At 64.3% G+C, this 15,888-nt stretch carries 15 protein-coding genes; 9 read left to right on the top strand and 6 right to left on the bottom strand.

Annotated elements, in window-relative coordinates; all coding sequences use genetic code 11:
* The first annotated feature begins 115 nt into the window (after positions 1-115).
* The 4 genes from FJ428_RS29195 (at position 116) to FJ428_RS29210 (ending at position 4,695) form a co-directional block, all read left to right on the top strand.
* Complete coding sequence (locus tag FJ428_RS29195) at positions 116-1,333, top strand: urate hydroxylase PuuD (RefSeq protein ID WP_140501161.1); 1,218 nt, start codon at positions 116-118, stop codon at positions 1,331-1,333.
* A 2-nt stretch (positions 1,334-1,335) separates the two neighbouring features.
* Complete coding sequence (gene guaD, locus FJ428_RS29200; RefSeq protein WP_140525601.1) at positions 1,336-2,649, top strand: guanine deaminase; 1,314 nt, start codon at positions 1,336-1,338, stop codon at positions 2,647-2,649.
* A gap of 89 nt (positions 2,650-2,738) precedes the next feature.
* The gene (locus FJ428_RS29205) at positions 2,739-3,245 is read left to right on the top strand and encodes a heme-degrading domain-containing protein (protein ID WP_140580611.1); all 507 of its coding nucleotides are present in this window, start codon (positions 2,739-2,741) and stop codon (positions 3,243-3,245) included.
* 184 nt (positions 3,246-3,429) lie between these two features.
* The gene (locus FJ428_RS29210; RefSeq protein ID WP_140525599.1) at positions 3,430-4,695 is read left to right on the top strand and encodes a glycerate kinase; all 1,266 of its coding nucleotides are present in this window, start codon (positions 3,430-3,432) and stop codon (positions 4,693-4,695) included.
* Positions 4,696-4,704: 9 nt separating this feature from the next.
* On the opposite strand, the gene FJ428_RS29215 is transcribed toward FJ428_RS29210, so the two are convergent.
* From FJ428_RS29215 to FJ428_RS29235, 5 genes are all read right to left on the bottom strand, one after another.
* Positions 4,705-5,292: a UdgX family uracil-DNA binding protein gene (locus FJ428_RS29215; RefSeq protein WP_181167430.1), complete on the bottom strand. Its 588-nt coding sequence runs from the start codon at positions 5,290-5,292 to the stop codon at positions 4,705-4,707.
* 86 nt (positions 5,293-5,378) lie between these two features.
* Positions 5,379-6,764, bottom strand: a complete 1,386-nt coding sequence (locus FJ428_RS29220) for a glutamine synthetase family protein (protein ID WP_140558777.1) — start codon at positions 6,762-6,764, stop codon at positions 5,379-5,381.
* A gap of 47 nt (positions 6,765-6,811) precedes the next feature.
* A complete protein-coding gene (locus tag FJ428_RS29225; protein ID WP_140819085.1) occupies positions 6,812-8,185 on the bottom strand; it encodes an aspartate aminotransferase family protein in 1,374 nt (457 codons plus the stop codon).
* A 98-nt stretch (positions 8,186-8,283) separates the two neighbouring features.
* On the bottom strand, positions 8,284-9,258 hold the full coding sequence (locus tag FJ428_RS29230) for a WD40 repeat domain-containing protein (protein WP_140525596.1): 975 nt from the start codon (positions 9,256-9,258) through the stop codon (positions 8,284-8,286).
* A gap of 128 nt (positions 9,259-9,386) precedes the next feature.
* Positions 9,387-10,466, bottom strand: coding sequence for a GTP-binding protein (locus tag FJ428_RS29235; protein ID WP_140501147.1), 1,080 nt, complete (start codon positions 10,464-10,466; stop codon positions 9,387-9,389).
* A gap of 413 nt (positions 10,467-10,879) precedes the next feature.
* On the opposite strand from FJ428_RS29235, the gene FJ428_RS29240 reads away from it, so the two are divergent.
* On the top strand, positions 10,880-11,350 hold the full coding sequence (locus FJ428_RS29240; RefSeq protein WP_140501145.1) for a MarR family transcriptional regulator: 471 nt from the start codon (positions 10,880-10,882) through the stop codon (positions 11,348-11,350).
* A gap of 16 nt (positions 11,351-11,366) precedes the next feature.
* Here the strand turns inward: FJ428_RS29240 and FJ428_RS29245 are convergent, their stop codons facing one another.
* Positions 11,367-12,236, bottom strand: a complete 870-nt coding sequence (locus tag FJ428_RS29245) for an AraC family transcriptional regulator (RefSeq protein ID WP_140880702.1) — start codon at positions 12,234-12,236, stop codon at positions 11,367-11,369.
* A 49-nt stretch (positions 12,237-12,285) separates the two neighbouring features.
* On the opposite strand from FJ428_RS29245, the gene FJ428_RS29250 reads away from it, so the two are divergent.
* The 4 genes from FJ428_RS29250 to FJ428_RS29265 all read left to right on the top strand — a co-directional run bounded on the left by FJ428_RS29250 (position 12,286) and on the right by FJ428_RS29265 (position 15,820).
* Entirely contained in the window at positions 12,286-12,693 is a 408-nt protein-coding gene (locus FJ428_RS29250) for a DUF2000 family protein (RefSeq protein WP_140567817.1), read from the top strand.
* Positions 12,694-12,865: 172 nt separating this feature from the next.
* A complete protein-coding gene (locus FJ428_RS29255; RefSeq protein WP_181167431.1) occupies positions 12,866-13,750 on the top strand; it encodes a DMT family transporter in 885 nt (294 codons plus the stop codon).
* A 67-nt stretch (positions 13,751-13,817) separates the two neighbouring features.
* Positions 13,818-14,840, top strand: coding sequence for a LacI family DNA-binding transcriptional regulator (locus FJ428_RS29260; protein ID WP_140501249.1), 1,023 nt, complete (start codon positions 13,818-13,820; stop codon positions 14,838-14,840).
* Positions 14,837-15,820, top strand: coding sequence for a 2-hydroxyacid dehydrogenase (locus FJ428_RS29265; protein ID WP_140880706.1), 984 nt, complete (start codon positions 14,837-14,839; stop codon positions 15,818-15,820). Before FJ428_RS29260 ends, FJ428_RS29265 begins: the two co-directional genes overlap by 4 nt.
* Positions 15,821-15,888: the final 68 nt, after the last annotated feature.

Raw genomic sequence — 15,888 nt, forward strand, 5'->3', positions numbered from 1 at the left:
GCTGTGTGCGAGCAACCTAGTATTTTCCAATTTTTTTTGAAAGTCATCGCACACCTCGCCTCTTTCCGTTTGCGCGCCACACCGTAAAGTCGCTTCATCGGCAGGGACGACTTCAATGATGGATTTCGCTATTTTCTGGGACTGGCTGAGCTTTGCCGTGCGCTGGCTGCACGTCATCACCGGCATCGCCTGGATCGGCTCGTCCTTCTATTTCGTCGCGCTTGATCTCGGTTTGCGCCAGCGACCGGGCATGCCTGTCGGCGCCTTCGGCGAGGAGTGGCAGGTGCATGGCGGCGGCTTCTATCACATCCAGAAATACCTGGTCGCGCCGGCCGAGATGCCGGAACACCTCACCTGGTTCAAATGGGAATCCTACGCCACCTGGCTGTCCGGCTTCGCCATGCTGTGCGTGGTCTACTATGCCGGGGCCGACCTGTTCCTGATCGATCCCAACGTGCTGCCGATGTCTGTGCCGGTCGGGATCGTCCTGTCGATGGCGACGATCGGCGTCGGCTGGGTGGTTTATGACCTGCTCTGCCGTTCGCCGCTGGGCAAAAGCGATACAGGCCTGATGCTGGTGCTCTACTGCGTGCTGGTGTTCATCGCCTGGGGACTGACCCATCTGTTCACCGGCCGCGCCGCTTTCCTGCATCTGGGCGCCATCACCGCCACGATCATGTCGGCCAATGTCTTCATGGTCATCATCCCCAACCAGAAGATCGTCGTTGCCGACCTCATCGCCGGCCGCAAGCCGGATCCGAAATACGGCAAGATCGCCAAGCAGCGCTCGCTCCACAACAATTACCTGACGCTGCCGGTGCTGTTTCTGATGCTGTCGAACCATTACCCGCTGGCGTTCGGCACTGAGTTCAACTGGATCATCGCCTCCCTGGTGTTCATCATCGGCGTGTTGATCCGCCACTACTTCAACACCGTGCACAAGCGCGCCGGCAACCCGCACTGGACCTGGCTGGGCGCCCTTGTCCTGTTCCTCATCATCGTCTGGTTGTCCACCGTGCCGAAGGTGTTGACCGGCGAACCGAAGGCGTCCGCCTCGGCGCAAGTCTATATCGCTTCGGCCCATTTCCCGGCCGTGCGCGACACCGTGCTCGGCCGCTGCTCGATGTGCCATTCACAGGAGCCGGTCTACGAGGGCATCTACCATGCGCCCAAGGGCGTGATGCTGGATACAGACGCCGGCATCGCCGAGCATGCCCGCGAGATCTATCTGCAGGCCGGCCGCAGCCATGCCATGCCGCCCGCCAATGTCAGCCAGATCACCGACAAGGAGCGGGCGCTGCTGGTGGCCTGGTTCGAAGGCGCGGGGAAATAAGCATGACATCGACACTTCTGCGTGGCCGCACGCTGTCCTTCGTGCGCTGGCCTGAAAGCATCGATGATCATTCCGCCTGGCGCTACGAGGAGGATGGCGGCCTGCTGATCCACGACGGCGGGATCGTCGCTGCGGGCGCTTACGTCGATGTTGAAAGGAAGGCAGGCGAGACAACGAGAAGGATTGATCACCGGCCGCATCTGCTGCTTCCGGGCTTCATCGATGCCCATGTGCATTTCCCGCAGATGCAGATCATCGCCTCCTACGGCGCGGAACTGCTCGATTGGCTGAACGCCTACACTTTCCCGGAGGAGACGAAGTTCGCCAATGCGCAGCATGGCCGGCGCGTCGCGCGGCTATTCCTCGACGAGATGGTGCGCCACGGCACCACGACGGTTGCCGCCTACTGTTCCGTGCACAAGGCCTCCGCAGAAGCTTTCTTCGCCGAGTCGCATGACCGCAACATGCTCAACATCGCCGGCAAGGTGATGATGGACCGCAACGCGCCCGATGGCGTGCTCGACACGCCGCAATCGGGCTATGACGACAGCAAGGCGCTGATCAAGGAGTGGCACGGCAAGGGCCGGCAGCTTTATGCCATCACCCCTCGCTTCGCGATCACCTCGTCGCCGGAGCAGATGGAGATGGCCGGCGCGCTATGCCGCGAATACCCCGACCTGCACATCCAGACGCATCTGTCGGAAAACCATGCCGAGATCGCCTTCACGCAGGAGCTTTATCCGTGGTCGCGCGATTACACCGACGTCTATGAGCATTACGGGCTGTTGGGTAGAAAGAGCCTGCTCGGCCATTGCATCCATCTGTCGGAGCGGGAAGCGGACGCGCTTTCGGACAGCGGCTCCGTAGCCGTGTTCTGCCCGACCTCGAACCTTTTCCTCGGCTCCGGCCTGTTCGATTATCAGCGCTACCGCACCCGCGATAAAGCCCTCCGCATCGCCGCCGCCACCGATGTCGGTGGCGGCACCAACTATTCCATGCTGCGCACCATGGACGAGGGCTACAAGGTGATCGCGCTGAACGGCGAGAAGCTGAACCCGTTCCAGTCCTTCTGGCAGGTCACGCGCGGCAACGCCGAGGCGCTGTCGGTGGCGCAAAGGATCGGCACGCTGGAGGAAGGCACCGATGCCGATATCGTCGTGCTGGACGCCAGGGCGACGTCGTCGATGCGGCTCAGGATGGAGACCGTCGAGACGCTGGCGCAGGAACTCTTTCTCTTGCAGACGCTGGGCGATGATCGCGCCGTGCGCGAGGTCTATGTGGCGGGTCGGCCGGCAAAAACCGATTTGGCAATTTAGAACGTGACGGCGCGTTCCTTGCTTGACCCGGGCTTGACCCAGCGGCAACCATCCGTCAAAGCGTGCGGCGACGTTGAAAGGGGAACGACATGGCCGTTGCCGAAGACATCGCTCTGATCAAGAGACAGGAGGAAGTCCTTGTCTTTCCCGCCTTCGACGAGGCAGTCGCGTTCAGTGTCGGGTCCGCGATCCGCGACAGGGCGCTCACCGAGAATCTCCCGGTCATAGTCGACATCAGGACCTTCGACCGGCCGCTGTTCTACGCCGCCATGCCGGGCTCGAACGCTTCCAATCCCGACTGGGCGCGGCGCAAGATCAACGTCGTCAAGCGGTTCCTGAAAAGCACTTACCGCATGGTGCTGGAACAGCAGCGCCCCGACCGCACTTTCAAGATCGGCGAGGGCCTGGATATTGCTGACTACGTGCTGGCCGGCGGCGGCTTTCCCGTCACGGTCAAGGGTGTCGGGGTCATCGGCGTCATCGCCGTCTCCGGGTTGCCGGAGCGCGAGGATCACGGCGTGGTGGTCGATGCGCTGTGTAATCATTTGGGCCTCGACAAGCGCGAACTGGTATTGCCGCCGGAAGAAAAATCGTGACATCGGCGCCGCCCCTCATCCGCCTGCCCGTCCTTCGCAGCAGCTGCGCTGTAGCTGCTGCGGGTGGAAGTGAAACGCTCCACCGCTGGCTATCCCCCTATGCCCGTTCTTCACGGGGAGAGGGTCGGGGTGAGGCGCAACGTCAGCTCTGCAAGAATGCGCGAAACGCTGCTGGCTGCCGGATATGACCATTCTCGATCCCAAATCCTTCCTCACCTCCATCTTCAACGCCGCCGTCGCCGCCGCCGATCCGGAAAAGACCATCCGCTATCATTTGCCGGTCAGGCCCAAGGGCCGCACCATCGTGATCGGCGCCGGCAAAGGCTCGGCGCAGATGGCGGCGGCCTTCGAGAAAGCATGGGACGGCCCGCTCGAAGGACTGGTCGTCACCCGCTACGGCTATGACGCGAAATGTGAGCGCATTGAGATCATCGAGGCGGCGCATCCGGTGCCGGACGCCGCCGGGCTCGAGGCTTCGCGGCGGCTGCTCGGGAAGGTGCAAGGGCTGACCGCCGACGATCTGGTGGTGGCGCTGATTTCCGGCGGCGGTTCGGCGCTGCTGCCGTCACCGGCAACCGGCCTGACATTGGCCGACGAGATCGCCGTCAACGAGGCGCTGCTGGCGTCGGGCGCGCCGATCGCGGCGATGAACACCATCCGCAAGCATCTTTCCACCATCAAGGGAGGCCGGCTGGCCGCCGCCGCCTGGCCGGCCAAAATGGTGTCGCTGGTTGTCTCCGATATTCCCGGTGACAATCCGGCGCTGGTCGCATCCGGCCCGACCGTTCCCGACACCGGCAGCCGGGCGGATGCGCTGGCGTCGATATCAGCCTACGGCATGAACCTGCCGGCCTCGGTCATGGCGCATATCAATTCACCGGCCGCCGATGCACCAATTCCCGGGGATGAGCGCTTTTCGCGCAACGAGGTGCATCTGATCGCCTCCGCCGGCGTGTCGCTCGAAGCAGCCGCAGCGGAAGCGAGCCGACAGGGCATGGAAGCTGTCATTCTCTCGGATGCCATCGAAGGCGAAGCCCGCGAGGTGGGCGGGGTTCACGCGGCCATCGCGCGCGAAGTAGCGACACGCAATCGGCCTTTCTCAAAGCCGGTGCTGATCCTGTCCGGCGGCGAGACCACGGTGACGCTGCGTGCCAAGGGGAAAGGCGGCCGCAACTCCGAATTCCTGCTCGCCTTCGCCATCGGCATCAATGATGTGAAGGGCATTCACGCCCTGGCCGCCGACACCGACGGCATCGACGGCTCGGAGGACAATGCCGGCGCCTTCGCCGATGGTTCCACGGTCGCGCGCATGCGCGCGGCCGGCATCGACGCCAAGGCGATGCTGGCAGGCAACAATGCCTGGACGGCTTTCAACGCGGTCGGCGATCTGTTCGTGCCCGGTCCGACCGGCACCAATGTCAACGATCTCAGGGCCATCCTGATTCGCTAATCGTTTGGATCAGGCAGCCATCAGCCGCTTCACCTGCTTCATGTCGTCAAGGAACCGTTCTCGCTCGGCCTCCTTGTCCGCACGGTCACGGATGCGCAGGATGAAGGATGGATGGATGGTGATGAACACACGCATGCCATCTTCCCGCTCGATCGCCTGGCCGCGCATCTTCGTCACCGGAACCGCCTTGCCGAGCAGCGACAATGCCGCCGTTGCGCCAAGCGCCACGGCAAGGTTCGGTTTGATCAGTCCGAATTCCTGGTCGAGCCACCAGCGGCACGCCTGAATCTCGCCGGCGTTCGGCTTGGAATGAATGCGACGCTTGCCGCGCGGCTCGAACTTGAAGTGCTTGACCGCATTGGTGACGTAGACTTTCTGGCGGTCGACCCCGGCGTCGTCCAGTATGGCGTCGAACACCCTGCCGGCCGGGCCAACGAAGGGAGCGCCGGCGAGATCTTCCTGATCGCCGGGCTGCTCGCCGACGAAAATCACCTTGGCGCCGTCAGGCCCTTCGCCGAACACGGTCTGCGTCGCATCGCGCCACAGCGGGCAGCGGTGGCAAGCCTTCGCTACGCCTGGCCGGCCTCTTCGCTTCATGCGTTTGGCCTGTGGTCGCCATCATCCTGTCCTGTCGCGGTTCTGACACTGAAATGGACGGGAAGGGCGATGGTTCCTCCGAGGGCTCAGACCTCGTGCAGATAGAGGTGATAGTCCAGCTCGCTGACCGTGCGCGCCACGCGCAGGTATTCGGACTGCTTGATCGCCACGAAGGTGCGGTGCAGGTCTTCGCCAAGCGCGCCTTTGAGGAAGCTGGACGCTCTGGCCGCCTCGATCGCCGCGCGCCAGTCGACCGGCATGGTCGTGCGCGTCACCGCCGCCTCATAGCCGTTTCCGGTCGTCTCGGGGCCGGGGTCGAGGCCTTCGTCGAGCCCTTTGACGATGCCGGCAAGCACGGTTGCCGCGATCAGATAGGGGTTGGCGTCGACGCCCGACGGCCGATGCTCGATGCGCCGGTTCCTGGCGTCGCCCGCCGGCACGCGCAGCGCCACCGACCGGTTGTTGACGCCCCAGGTCGGCGCCACCGGTGCATAGGATTGGGAGACGAAGCGCCGCCAGGAATTGGCGTGCGGCGCAAACACCAGCATCGATTCCGCCATGGTCTGGATCAGGCCGCCCAGCCCGCGCAGCAGTGGCAGCGACCAACTCTCGCCACCGGCCTCCGAAAAAACGTTTCGGCTAGCCTTGTCCTGCAGCGAGACGTGGAAATGCATGCCGGAGCCGGCATATTTCTCGATCGGTTTGGCCATGAAGCAAGCGGTGACGCCATGGCGGCGCGCCTGCGCCCGAACCAGCCGTTTCAGCATGACGAGGTCGTCGGCCGCCCGCATCACATCCTTGCGGTAGTTCAGCGTCAATTCGTACTGGCCGGGCGCATATTCGGAAATCACGGTCTCGGCCGGAATGCCCTGTGCCTTGGCCGCGGCATAGATGTCGGTAAACAGCGGCTCCATGCCGTGCAGATGGTCGACCGAGTAGACCTCGGTCTTGCCCGAGACGCGGCCATCCAGCACGGCGTGCGCCGGCTGCACCTTGCCGTCGCTGTCGCGCTCATTGGCGAGGAGAAAAAATTCGAGCTCGAAGGCGCCGGCCGGGTACAGCCCCTTGGACGCCAATATGTCGACCTGCCTTGCCAGCGCCAGCCGCGGGTCCGATGACATCGGCGCGCCGTCGAGATGATACATCGCCATCAGCACCTGGCCGCGCGGCGGGTTGGTCCCGTGGAGCGGCACCAGCGTGCCAGGAATCGGCCAGGCGCGCAGATCGCCGTCGCCGGTGGTCCAGATCAGCCCGGTCTCGTGCACGTCCTCGCCGGTGATGTCGAGGCCGAGGATCGAGATCGGCATGTGCCGGCCGCCTTCGAAGATGGCTTTCAGCTCGTGCCGGCGCACGATCTTGCCACGGCCGACGCCGTTGGCATCGGTCAGCACGATATCGAAGGCTTCGATCTCAGGATGGGCGTCGAGAAAGGCCTGCGCCTCGGTGGGCGTCGAGCCCGAAGGTGAAGTCATGATGGAGCCCGGCCTGGCTTGCGCGCCTGTCTGTTGGGTGGCTTGTCTCATGCCGCAAGCTCCGCCGCAACTGCGCCGAAGGCGGTGATCAGCCGGTTGACCTGGGCGCCAGTGGTCGCCGGAGAGATCAGCATCATATTGTGGAAGGGCGCGATAAGCACGCCGCGATTGACCAGCGCGACATGGATGGCGGCTTCGAGTTCCGGCGCGTGCGCGGCCTCCGCCTCCGCCCCATTGCGCAGCGGGCCCGGCGCGCAGATGAATTCGACGCGGGCGCCGACGCGGGCGACATGCCATGGCAGGCGGTAGCGGTCGATGACCGTGGTCAGCCCGGCATCGAGCCGCCGCGCCAGATGATCCATGCGGTCGTAGTTCTCGGCCGTCATCACTTCTTCGAGCGCGGCGCGCATCGCGGCAAACTGCAGAGGATTGGCCGAGAGCGTCGTGCCCATGCCGGAATAACCCGGCTCTTTCGTCCTGTTGTAGTCGGCGTAGCGCGAGGCGACCTCTTCGCTCATGCCCCATACGCTTGCCGGTACACCACCGGCGATCGGCTTGCCTAGCACGAACAGGTCCGGCTCCAGCCCGTATTTCGCGGAATAGCCGCCCGGTCCGGTCGAGATCGTATGCGTCTCGTCGATCAGAAGCAGCGTGCCGGCCGCGCGGGTCAGCTTTCGCAGCGCCTCGTGGAAACCGGGATCGGCCAGCACCATGCAGGAATTGGTCAGCACCGGTTCGGCGATGGCGCAGGCGACATCCTTGTCCCTGAGCGCTGCCTCCAGCGCGGCAACGTCGTTGAACTCGATGACCTTGGCCGTGCGGGTCAGGTCGCGGAATTCTCCGGCCAATCCGGGCCGGTTGGCCGGCTTGCCGTCGATCAGCCGCACCATCGTCTCGTCGACAGAGCCGTGATAACAGCCGTTGAAAACCAATATCTTTTCTCGCCCGGTGACGGCGCGGGCAACGCGCAGCGCGAAGCGGTTGGCATCGGTCGCCGTCGTGGCGATCTGCCAGAACGGCAGGCCGAAGCGCTGTTGCAGCAGCGGTCCAATGGCGAGCGCATCTTCCGAAGGCAGCATGTATGTCAGGCCGCGTCCGGCCTGCCGGCGGATGGCGCGCGCTATCGCCGGCGGCGAATGGCCGAACATCGATCCGGTGTCGCCGAGGCAGAAATCGTCGAGCCTGTTGCCGTCGATGTCGGTGATCGTAGCGCCTTTGGCGCTCTCGACCAGGATCGGAAACGGCGTCGGCCAGTCGTTCATCCAGTGCATCGGCACGCCACCGAAGAAGCCGGGCAGGCCGTTGCCGGCCTTGGCCTGCGATTTCGGCCGCGCCTTGCGGAAGCTGGCGCCTTCGGTATCCCGCAATGCGGCAATGCGGTCGCGGCTGACGCCGCCAATGGACGTGTGGGCGCTGTGCATGAAACCCCTCTCTGGCGCAGTAGTGGAGTAGTGGGGTAGGCGCTCAACGGCCCGGATGCTCTAAACCCGCTCCCATATTGCCCTACTCCCCTACTCCCCTAACCCGTGATGTCGATAACGCCGCAGTCGCCGGCGGCACTGCCGAAGGCGATGCGGCGTTCTTCCCTGTCCCACATCATCGAGGTGATGGCGCCCTTGCCGGGGCGACGCAACAGCACTTCCTTGGCGTCGGAAAAACGCACCGCCATCACCATGCCGTCCTCATAGCCGATGGCGACGACATCCTGGCTCGGATGGCAGGCGACTGAGGTCACCATCGCATTGCCGCGCGTACCGAGTTCCAGCGGCGCCTTGCCCATTGGCCCGTCCTTGCCTGAAAACGGCCAGACGATCGCCGCCGGCGCGCCGGAACTCGCCAGCCACTTGCCTTTCACGCTCCATGACAGGCTTTTGACCTTGGCGGGATAGCCGCTCATGCGCATGTGCTTGCCGTCCGCCAGCTTCCAGCCGTGCAACGCGTTTTCCTGCATGGTGGTGACCAGGAAGGCGCCATCCGGCGAGAAGGTGATGCCGGTATGGGCGCCGGCCCATTCGAGCTCCACCGGCTTGCCCTCGGCGGCCGGGAAATGCAGCGTCGCGCCATTGTAGCGCGCGACGCCGAAGCGCATGCCCTTGGGCGAAAATGCCAGCCCCTCGACCGAACGCGGATGGGCGAACTCTTTTGTGTGGCCGTCGGCAAAGCGCACATAGGCGGTCTTGCCTGTAGCGTAGGCGATGGCGCCTTGCGGGCCAGCGGCGACGCTGGTGACCCACTTCTTGCCCGCGCTCGCCAATTCCTTGGCCTCGCCGCCCGCTTTCACCGCAAACACCTTGCCGTCTTCGCCGCCGGTGAGCAGCCGGTCATTGGCGGCATCGTGGAAGGCCGCGAGCAGCCCGTCATTGGCCTGCACCGTCTTGTGGCCATTGTCGAGCCGATGGACGGTGCCGTCGGCCAGCGCGAAATGCGGCACGTCGCGGAGGAAGGCGGCGGCAAGGCAATGGCCTTCGAGATCAAGCGGGGCGACGGTCGGCATGTAGGACAGGTCCATTCCAGATTGTTGCTGGTCGTCTCGGGAGCCGCCAGCGCGCCAGGCGCGGCCCCACCCTCTCCCGCAAGGGGAGAAGGAAGAGCGGGCAGCGCTACCGCCATAAAGTCCGGAAATCAAGCGGCCTGGCAGGCCTCGAAGCTCTTCCTCAGCCGTTCGGGGTCCAGTTCGCGACCGATGAACACCAGCCGGCTCTCATGCTTCTCGCCGTCTTTCCAGGCGCGCTGGTGGTCGCCCTCGATGATCATGTGCACGCCCTGGATGACGTAGCGCTCGTCGTCGCCCTTCAAGGCGATGATGCCTTTCAGGCGCAGGATGTTCGGCCCCTCCATCTGGGTGACCTTCTCGATCCAGGGGAAGAATTTCTTCGGATCCATCTCGCCTCCCCGCAGCGAAACCGACTGCACCGTCACGTCATGGATGTCGGATGGGTGCGCGTGATGGTCGTGTCCATCGTGGTCATGATCGTGCCCGTCATGATCGTGGTGGTGATGATCGTGGTCGTGGTCATGATCATGATCATGACCATGGTGGTCGTCATGCGCCTCGAGGAAATGCGGGTCGTTCTCCAGCGCCCTGGACAGGTCGAAGGCGCCGCGGTCGAGCACTTCCGACAGCGCCACGCCGGCGCGGGTGGTGCGATGGATCCTTGCGGCCGGGTTGATGGCGCGGATCGTCGCTTCCACCTTGGCCAGTTCTTCTGGTGTGACGAGGTCGGTCTTGTTGAGCACGACGACGTCGGCGAAGGCGATCTGGTCCTCGGCTTCCTTGGAATCCTTCAGCCTGAGCGGCAGGTGCTTGGCGTCGACCAGCGCCACCACGGCGTCGAGCTTCGTCTTGGAGCGCACGTCGTCGTCCATGAAGAAGGTCTGCGCCACCGGCACCGGATCGGCGAGACCCGTGGTCTCCACCACGATGGCGTCGAAGCGGCCGGGCCGGCGCATCAGGCCCTCAACGACGCGGATCAGGTCGCCGCGCACCGTGCAGCAAACGCAGCCATTGTTCATCTCGTAGATTTCCTCGTCGGACTCCACGATCAGGTCGTTGTCGATGCCGATCTCGCCGAATTCGTTGACGATGACGGCGTAGCGCCTGCCGTGGTTTTCCGACAGGATGCGGTTGAGCAGCGTCGTCTTGCCGGCGCCGAGATAGCCGGTCAGAACGGTTACGGGGATCTGCGTCTGTGCGTCGCTCATGGCTTGCCTCGAATGGATGGGCCTTGAAAGATTTCGGCGGCCTCGAAAGGGATTGTCGGCTCCATATAGGATGCGCGGCGGGCTTTTGCACGAGGCAAACCGCGAATGGCTGCGGTCCAATCCCTAGGTCAGCGTCTCGTCGAACTAGGCGGCTGGCGGCGCCCTGCAGGCCATGCGGTATCGGTGCGCAAAAAGAGCCTGTGGACGACCACGGCCGGCCGATCCACCGCAATCGCTTTCGCGAAAAGTCGTTTGTCATCTAACTGAAATAATCATCTGGCATTAGCCACGGCGGGTACCGCAATGCTTGCCGGCAAAGCTATTTCAGGCGCCGGAATCTTTTTGATCGTCGATTGCCAACCGGCCGGCTGCGTCTATGCTGCCCGCACCGGTATGGCCGAAGAGGGATGACCATGGCCAAGGCGGACAAGACTGCGACAATGAGCCGGCTGCATTCGGCGGCAAGGCTGGCAAGAACAGCGCTTGCGGCACGGCTGCTGGCGCATGGCTTCTATGCCGGCCAGGACCAGATCATGCTGGCGCTCGACCGCGAGGATGGCCAAACCCCGGGCAATCTGGCTGGCCGGCTCGGCGTGCGCCCGCCCACCATCACCAAGACCATCAATCGGCTGCAGGCACAGGGTTTCCTGCAAAAGCGCGCCTCCGACGCCGATGCCCGCCAGGCGCATATCTTTCTCACTGACACCGGCCGCGAGACCATCCGCGCCATCGAAAAATCGGTGAAGAAGACCGAAAAGCAGGCGCTGAAGGGCCTCGACAAGAAGGATCAGAAGGCGCTGTTCAAATTTCTTGCCCGCATCGAGGCCAATCTTTCGAACGAAGAACTGGCCTTGATCGACGACGACGCCGAGTCGGACGACTGACCGCCGGTTGCGGTGATCAGGCCACCGCGGCGGACCCACGGATCAGCGAAGACCAGCGTCCCGGCGTCATGCCGAATGCCTTCTTGAATTGCCTGTTGAAGTGGCTTTGGTCGCTGAAACCGGCTTCGGCCGCGATCTGTGCCAGCGGCTCGCCGGCGGCGATCATGCGCCGCGCGCGCTGAAGCCGGCGCATCAAAAGGAAACGATGCGGGCTAGTGGAGAAAGCGGCGCGGAAATGCCTGGACAAGGCATAGCGGTCGAACCCGGTAACCGCCTCCAACTCGTCGGATCGCACGGGCCGGGCAGAGTTTTCCGTGAGATAGTCGCGCGCCAGAGCGGCCGCCCGCCAGGCCGTTCCCGGCACCGCTCTCGCCAGCTGGCCGGCATGGCGGGCGAGCCCTTGCATAAGTTGCGCCAGGAAGTCGGCGACGAACAACTCGTCGAGTTCCTCCTCCAGTGGACCCAGCGCCGAAAGCAAGGTCGCGCGCAGGCGTTCGTCCGCCACCACGGCCTGCCTGACGAAAGGCAGCGATGCGCCGCCGAGGCAGTCCAGCATCAGTGACGGTTCCAGATAGAGGATCCTGTAGCGCAGCCCGTCCTCGGTTCCCGCGCCGCCATCATGCAGTTCGTCGGGATGCAGGACGATGATCTGGCCAGGCAGGCTATGCCGCGCGGCCCCGCGATAGCGAAAGCTCTGCACGCCTTGCAGCGTCACCCCGATCGCATAGGTGTCGTGGCGATGCAGGTCGAAGGCGCTGCCGTGGAATCGCGCCTCGATGCGCTCCATGCCGGCGGGGTCGCGGGCGGCAATGATGCAGTTTTCCGCAGCCTCCGCGCACAAACGTCCAAGACCCTGGAACGCCTGGCTGCCTAGATCGAGCGACATCGCTTCCTTTCGCCTTGAAAGGGGCACAACCCCGAATGGTCACTGTCTCATGTTCGATACGAAATTTGCAATCGTGCTCAGGGATGATCTGCCGGTCTGGCAAAAACTCAACGTCACCGCATTCCTGACCAGCGGCGTCGTCGCGCAGTTCCCCGATATCATCGGCGAGCCCTATCGTGACCGCGCCGGCAATGTCTACAACCCGCTGTCGATCCAGCCCGTCATCGTGCTGTCCGCCGACCAGGCGACACTCGGCGCGATCCACAGCCGCGCCCTGGAGCGCGGAGTAACGAGCTCGCTCTATGTCGAGGAGATGTTCTCGACCGGGTTCGACGCCGCCAACCGCGCCGTCTTCGCCGAATTCGCGCCGGAAGACGCCAAGGTTGTCGGCATCGCATTGCGCGCCGACAAGAAGACGGTCGACAAGATCACCAAGGGTGCTCGCATGCATCCCTGACGACCCGGGCCTGAGCCTGTCCGCAGCTCTTGTTGTGCCAGCCGCTTTTGGCTTGCCGCACGCCCGCAATTGCCGCAAAGGTGGGCCTCAGCCCAGCTTTCCATTCGGCCTGCAAGTGAGTGCTCCCCAAACATCTTCAGAAAGCGCGACGCCGCCGGTGGCGATCCTGTGCATGCTTTCCACCTATGTCTTCTTCACCTTTCTCGACACCAGCAGCAAATACCTCGTCCTAGCCGGCATCTCCGCGCTTGTCGTCGCCTGGGTGCGCTTTGCCGTGCATGTCGTGCTGGTCGGTGCGCTGTTGCGCGGCTGGCGTGAACCGGCGCGGTTCCGTCCGGCCAACCTGCCGGCTCATGTCCTGCGCGGGCTGTTCCTGTTCGGCTCGACCATCTTCAACGTGCTGGCCCTGCGGTCCCTGCAACTGGCCGAGACGACATCGATCTATTTCTTCGGGCCGATGGTCATCACCGCACTTGCCGGCCCGCTGCTTGGCGAATGGGCGGGCTGGCGGCGGTGGCTGGCGATCCTGGCCGCGTTCGCCGGGGTTCTGATCATCACAAGGCCGGGAGTCGGCGTTTTCGGCATCGGCCACCTGTTCGCGCTCGGCTCGATGCTGTCGAACTGCTTCTATGTGATCATGACCCGGCGCATGTCGGCGACCGAGACATCGGAAAGCCTCATCCTGTTTTCGGCACTGGCCCCGGCGGTGGTGCTCCTGCCCATGCTGCCGTTCTCGTTTTCCCTGCCGCATGATGGCTGGCACTGGTTCATCCTGCTCATGCTCGGCGTCTTTGGCGGCGTCGGTCATTGGCTTCTGGTGCAGGCCTATCGCATGGCCACCACCACCGCGCTCGCCCCCTATCCCTATTCGCAGATGGTGTGGATGATCCTTTCCGGGCTGATCGTCTTCAAGCAGTTCCCCGACCGCTGGACGCTCGTCGGCGCCGCCGTCATCGTCGCCAGCGGTCTCTACATCGTTCATCGCGAGCACCGGCTGCGCCTGCGCAATCGTGCGGTGCTGGACGTCGAGGCGGAAGCGCTGGCAAAAAAACTTTGATTTAGCGTCGAAGGGTGGCATAAGGCCGCCTTTAAACAGTTTAAAAAAACGACGGGGGAGGGGAAGGCTGGCACAGAAGATCAAGCTGTCGACGATCGCGGATGCGCTCGGCGTGTCCACGGCCACCGTATCGCTGGCGCTGCGCGACAGCCCGCTGGTGGCAGGCGGCACCCGTGACCGCATCAAGGAACATGCCCGCGCCATCGGCTACATCTACAACCGCCGTGCCGCCAGCCTGCGTACCTCGCGTTCGGGCATTGTCGGCGTCGTCGTGCATGACATCATGAACCCGTTCTTCGCCGAGATCCTGCGCTCGATCGAAAGCGAGCTCGACCGCAGCCGCCAGACCTTCATCCTGTCCAATCACTACGACCAGCTCGAGAAGCAGCGCACTTTCATCGACACGCTTTTGCAGCTCGGCGCCGACGGCGTCATCATGTCGCCGGCCATCGGCACTCCGGCCTCGGATATTCTGATGGCCGAGGAAAACGGCCTGCCGGCGGTGCTGATCGCGCGCACCGTCGAGGGCGCCGACGTGCCGGTTTTTCGCGGCGACGATGCCTATGGCACGGGGCTTGCCACCAATCACCTGATCTCGCTCGGCCACAAGCGCATCGCCATGATCGGCGGCACCGACCAGACCTCGACCGGCCGCGATCGCTACCAGGGCTATGTCAACGCCATGGAGGCCGCCGGGCTGGAAGTGCGGCCGGCCTGGCGCATCCCCGGCCCGCGCACCAAGCAGGCTGGCTTCGAGGCCGCCGGACAGTTTCTGGCCCTGAAGGACAAGCCGACAGCCGCCTGCTGCTGGAACGACCTCGTCGCCATCGGCCTGATGAACGGCATCGCGCGCGCCGGCCTGGTGCCTGGCCTGGACATATCGGTCACCGGCTACGACGATCTCGAGGAGGCGGCAATCGCCACGCCGGCGCTGACCACCGTGTGGAACGGTCAGCGCGAGGTTGGCCGCCGCGCCGCCAGCGCCCTGCTCGACAAGCTGAACGGGCAGACGGTGCGGCCCTCTCAGGAACTGATCAAGCCGGAACTGCATGTGCGACAGTCGACCGGCAAGCCGGTGGAGCGTGCATGACAAGGCCCGAGCAACTGCAAACCGTCGCCATCCTGGTGCCGGGGCATTTCAACGACCACGCGGTCGAGCGCATCGACCGGACATTCAGACGTGTCGGGATCGAGCGCGCCGAGCCGTCCCTGGTCACCGATGAAATGCGTGACAACGTGCGCGCCATCGCCTCGTTCGGCGGCATCAGCGCGGCCTTCATGGATGCATTGCCGAAGCTTGAGATCGTCGCCAGTTTCGGTGTTGGCTACGATTCGGTCGATGCCCGCCACGCTGGCGATCACGGCATCATGGTCACCAACACGCCGGATGTGCTGACCGAGGAGGTCGCCGACACCGCCATCGGCCTGCTGATCAACACCGTGCGCGACCTGCCGCGCGCCGAAGCCTGGCTGCGCGACGGCAGCTGGCAGCGCAAGGGCAACTATCCCTTGAGCCGGCTTACCTTGCGCGGCCGCAGCGCCGGCATTTTCGGCATGGGCCGCATCGGGCTCGCCATTGCCCGCCGGCTGGAGGCGTTCGGATTGCCCGTCGCCTATCACAACCGGCGCCGGGTCGAGGGCCTGTCCTATCCCTATCATCCGACGCTGAAGGGCCTCGCCGAAGCAGTCGACACGCTGATTTCGGTGGTCCCGGGCGGCGCCTCGACGGAAAAGGCGGTCGATGCCGAGATCCTGTCGGCGCTTGGCGCCAACGGCGTCTTCGTCAATGTCGGGCGCGGCAGCACGGTCGACGAGGCGGCGCTTGCGACAGCCCTCGCCAAGGGCACTATCGCCGCCGCCGGGCTCGATGTCTTCGCCGACGAACCGAACGTGCCGCGGGCGCTGCTTGACACGACCAATGCCAGTCTGTTGCCGCATGTCGGTTCGGCGTCGGAGCACACACGTCGCGCCATGGCGGATCTGTGCGTCGACAATCTGGTGTCCTGGTTCAGCGAGCGCCGGTCGATCACACCTGTGCCCGAGACCGCGCATGTGAAGGCGCGCGGCTGAGCGGTCGGGCTGCCATATTTATTAACGTCAGCTTAACCCTTTGAAATCATTCTTCATCCTGTCCGTAC

It is taken from the genome of Mesorhizobium sp. B2-8-1, assembly GCF_006440955.1.
Lineage (GTDB): Bacteria > Pseudomonadota > Alphaproteobacteria > Rhizobiales > Rhizobiaceae > Mesorhizobium.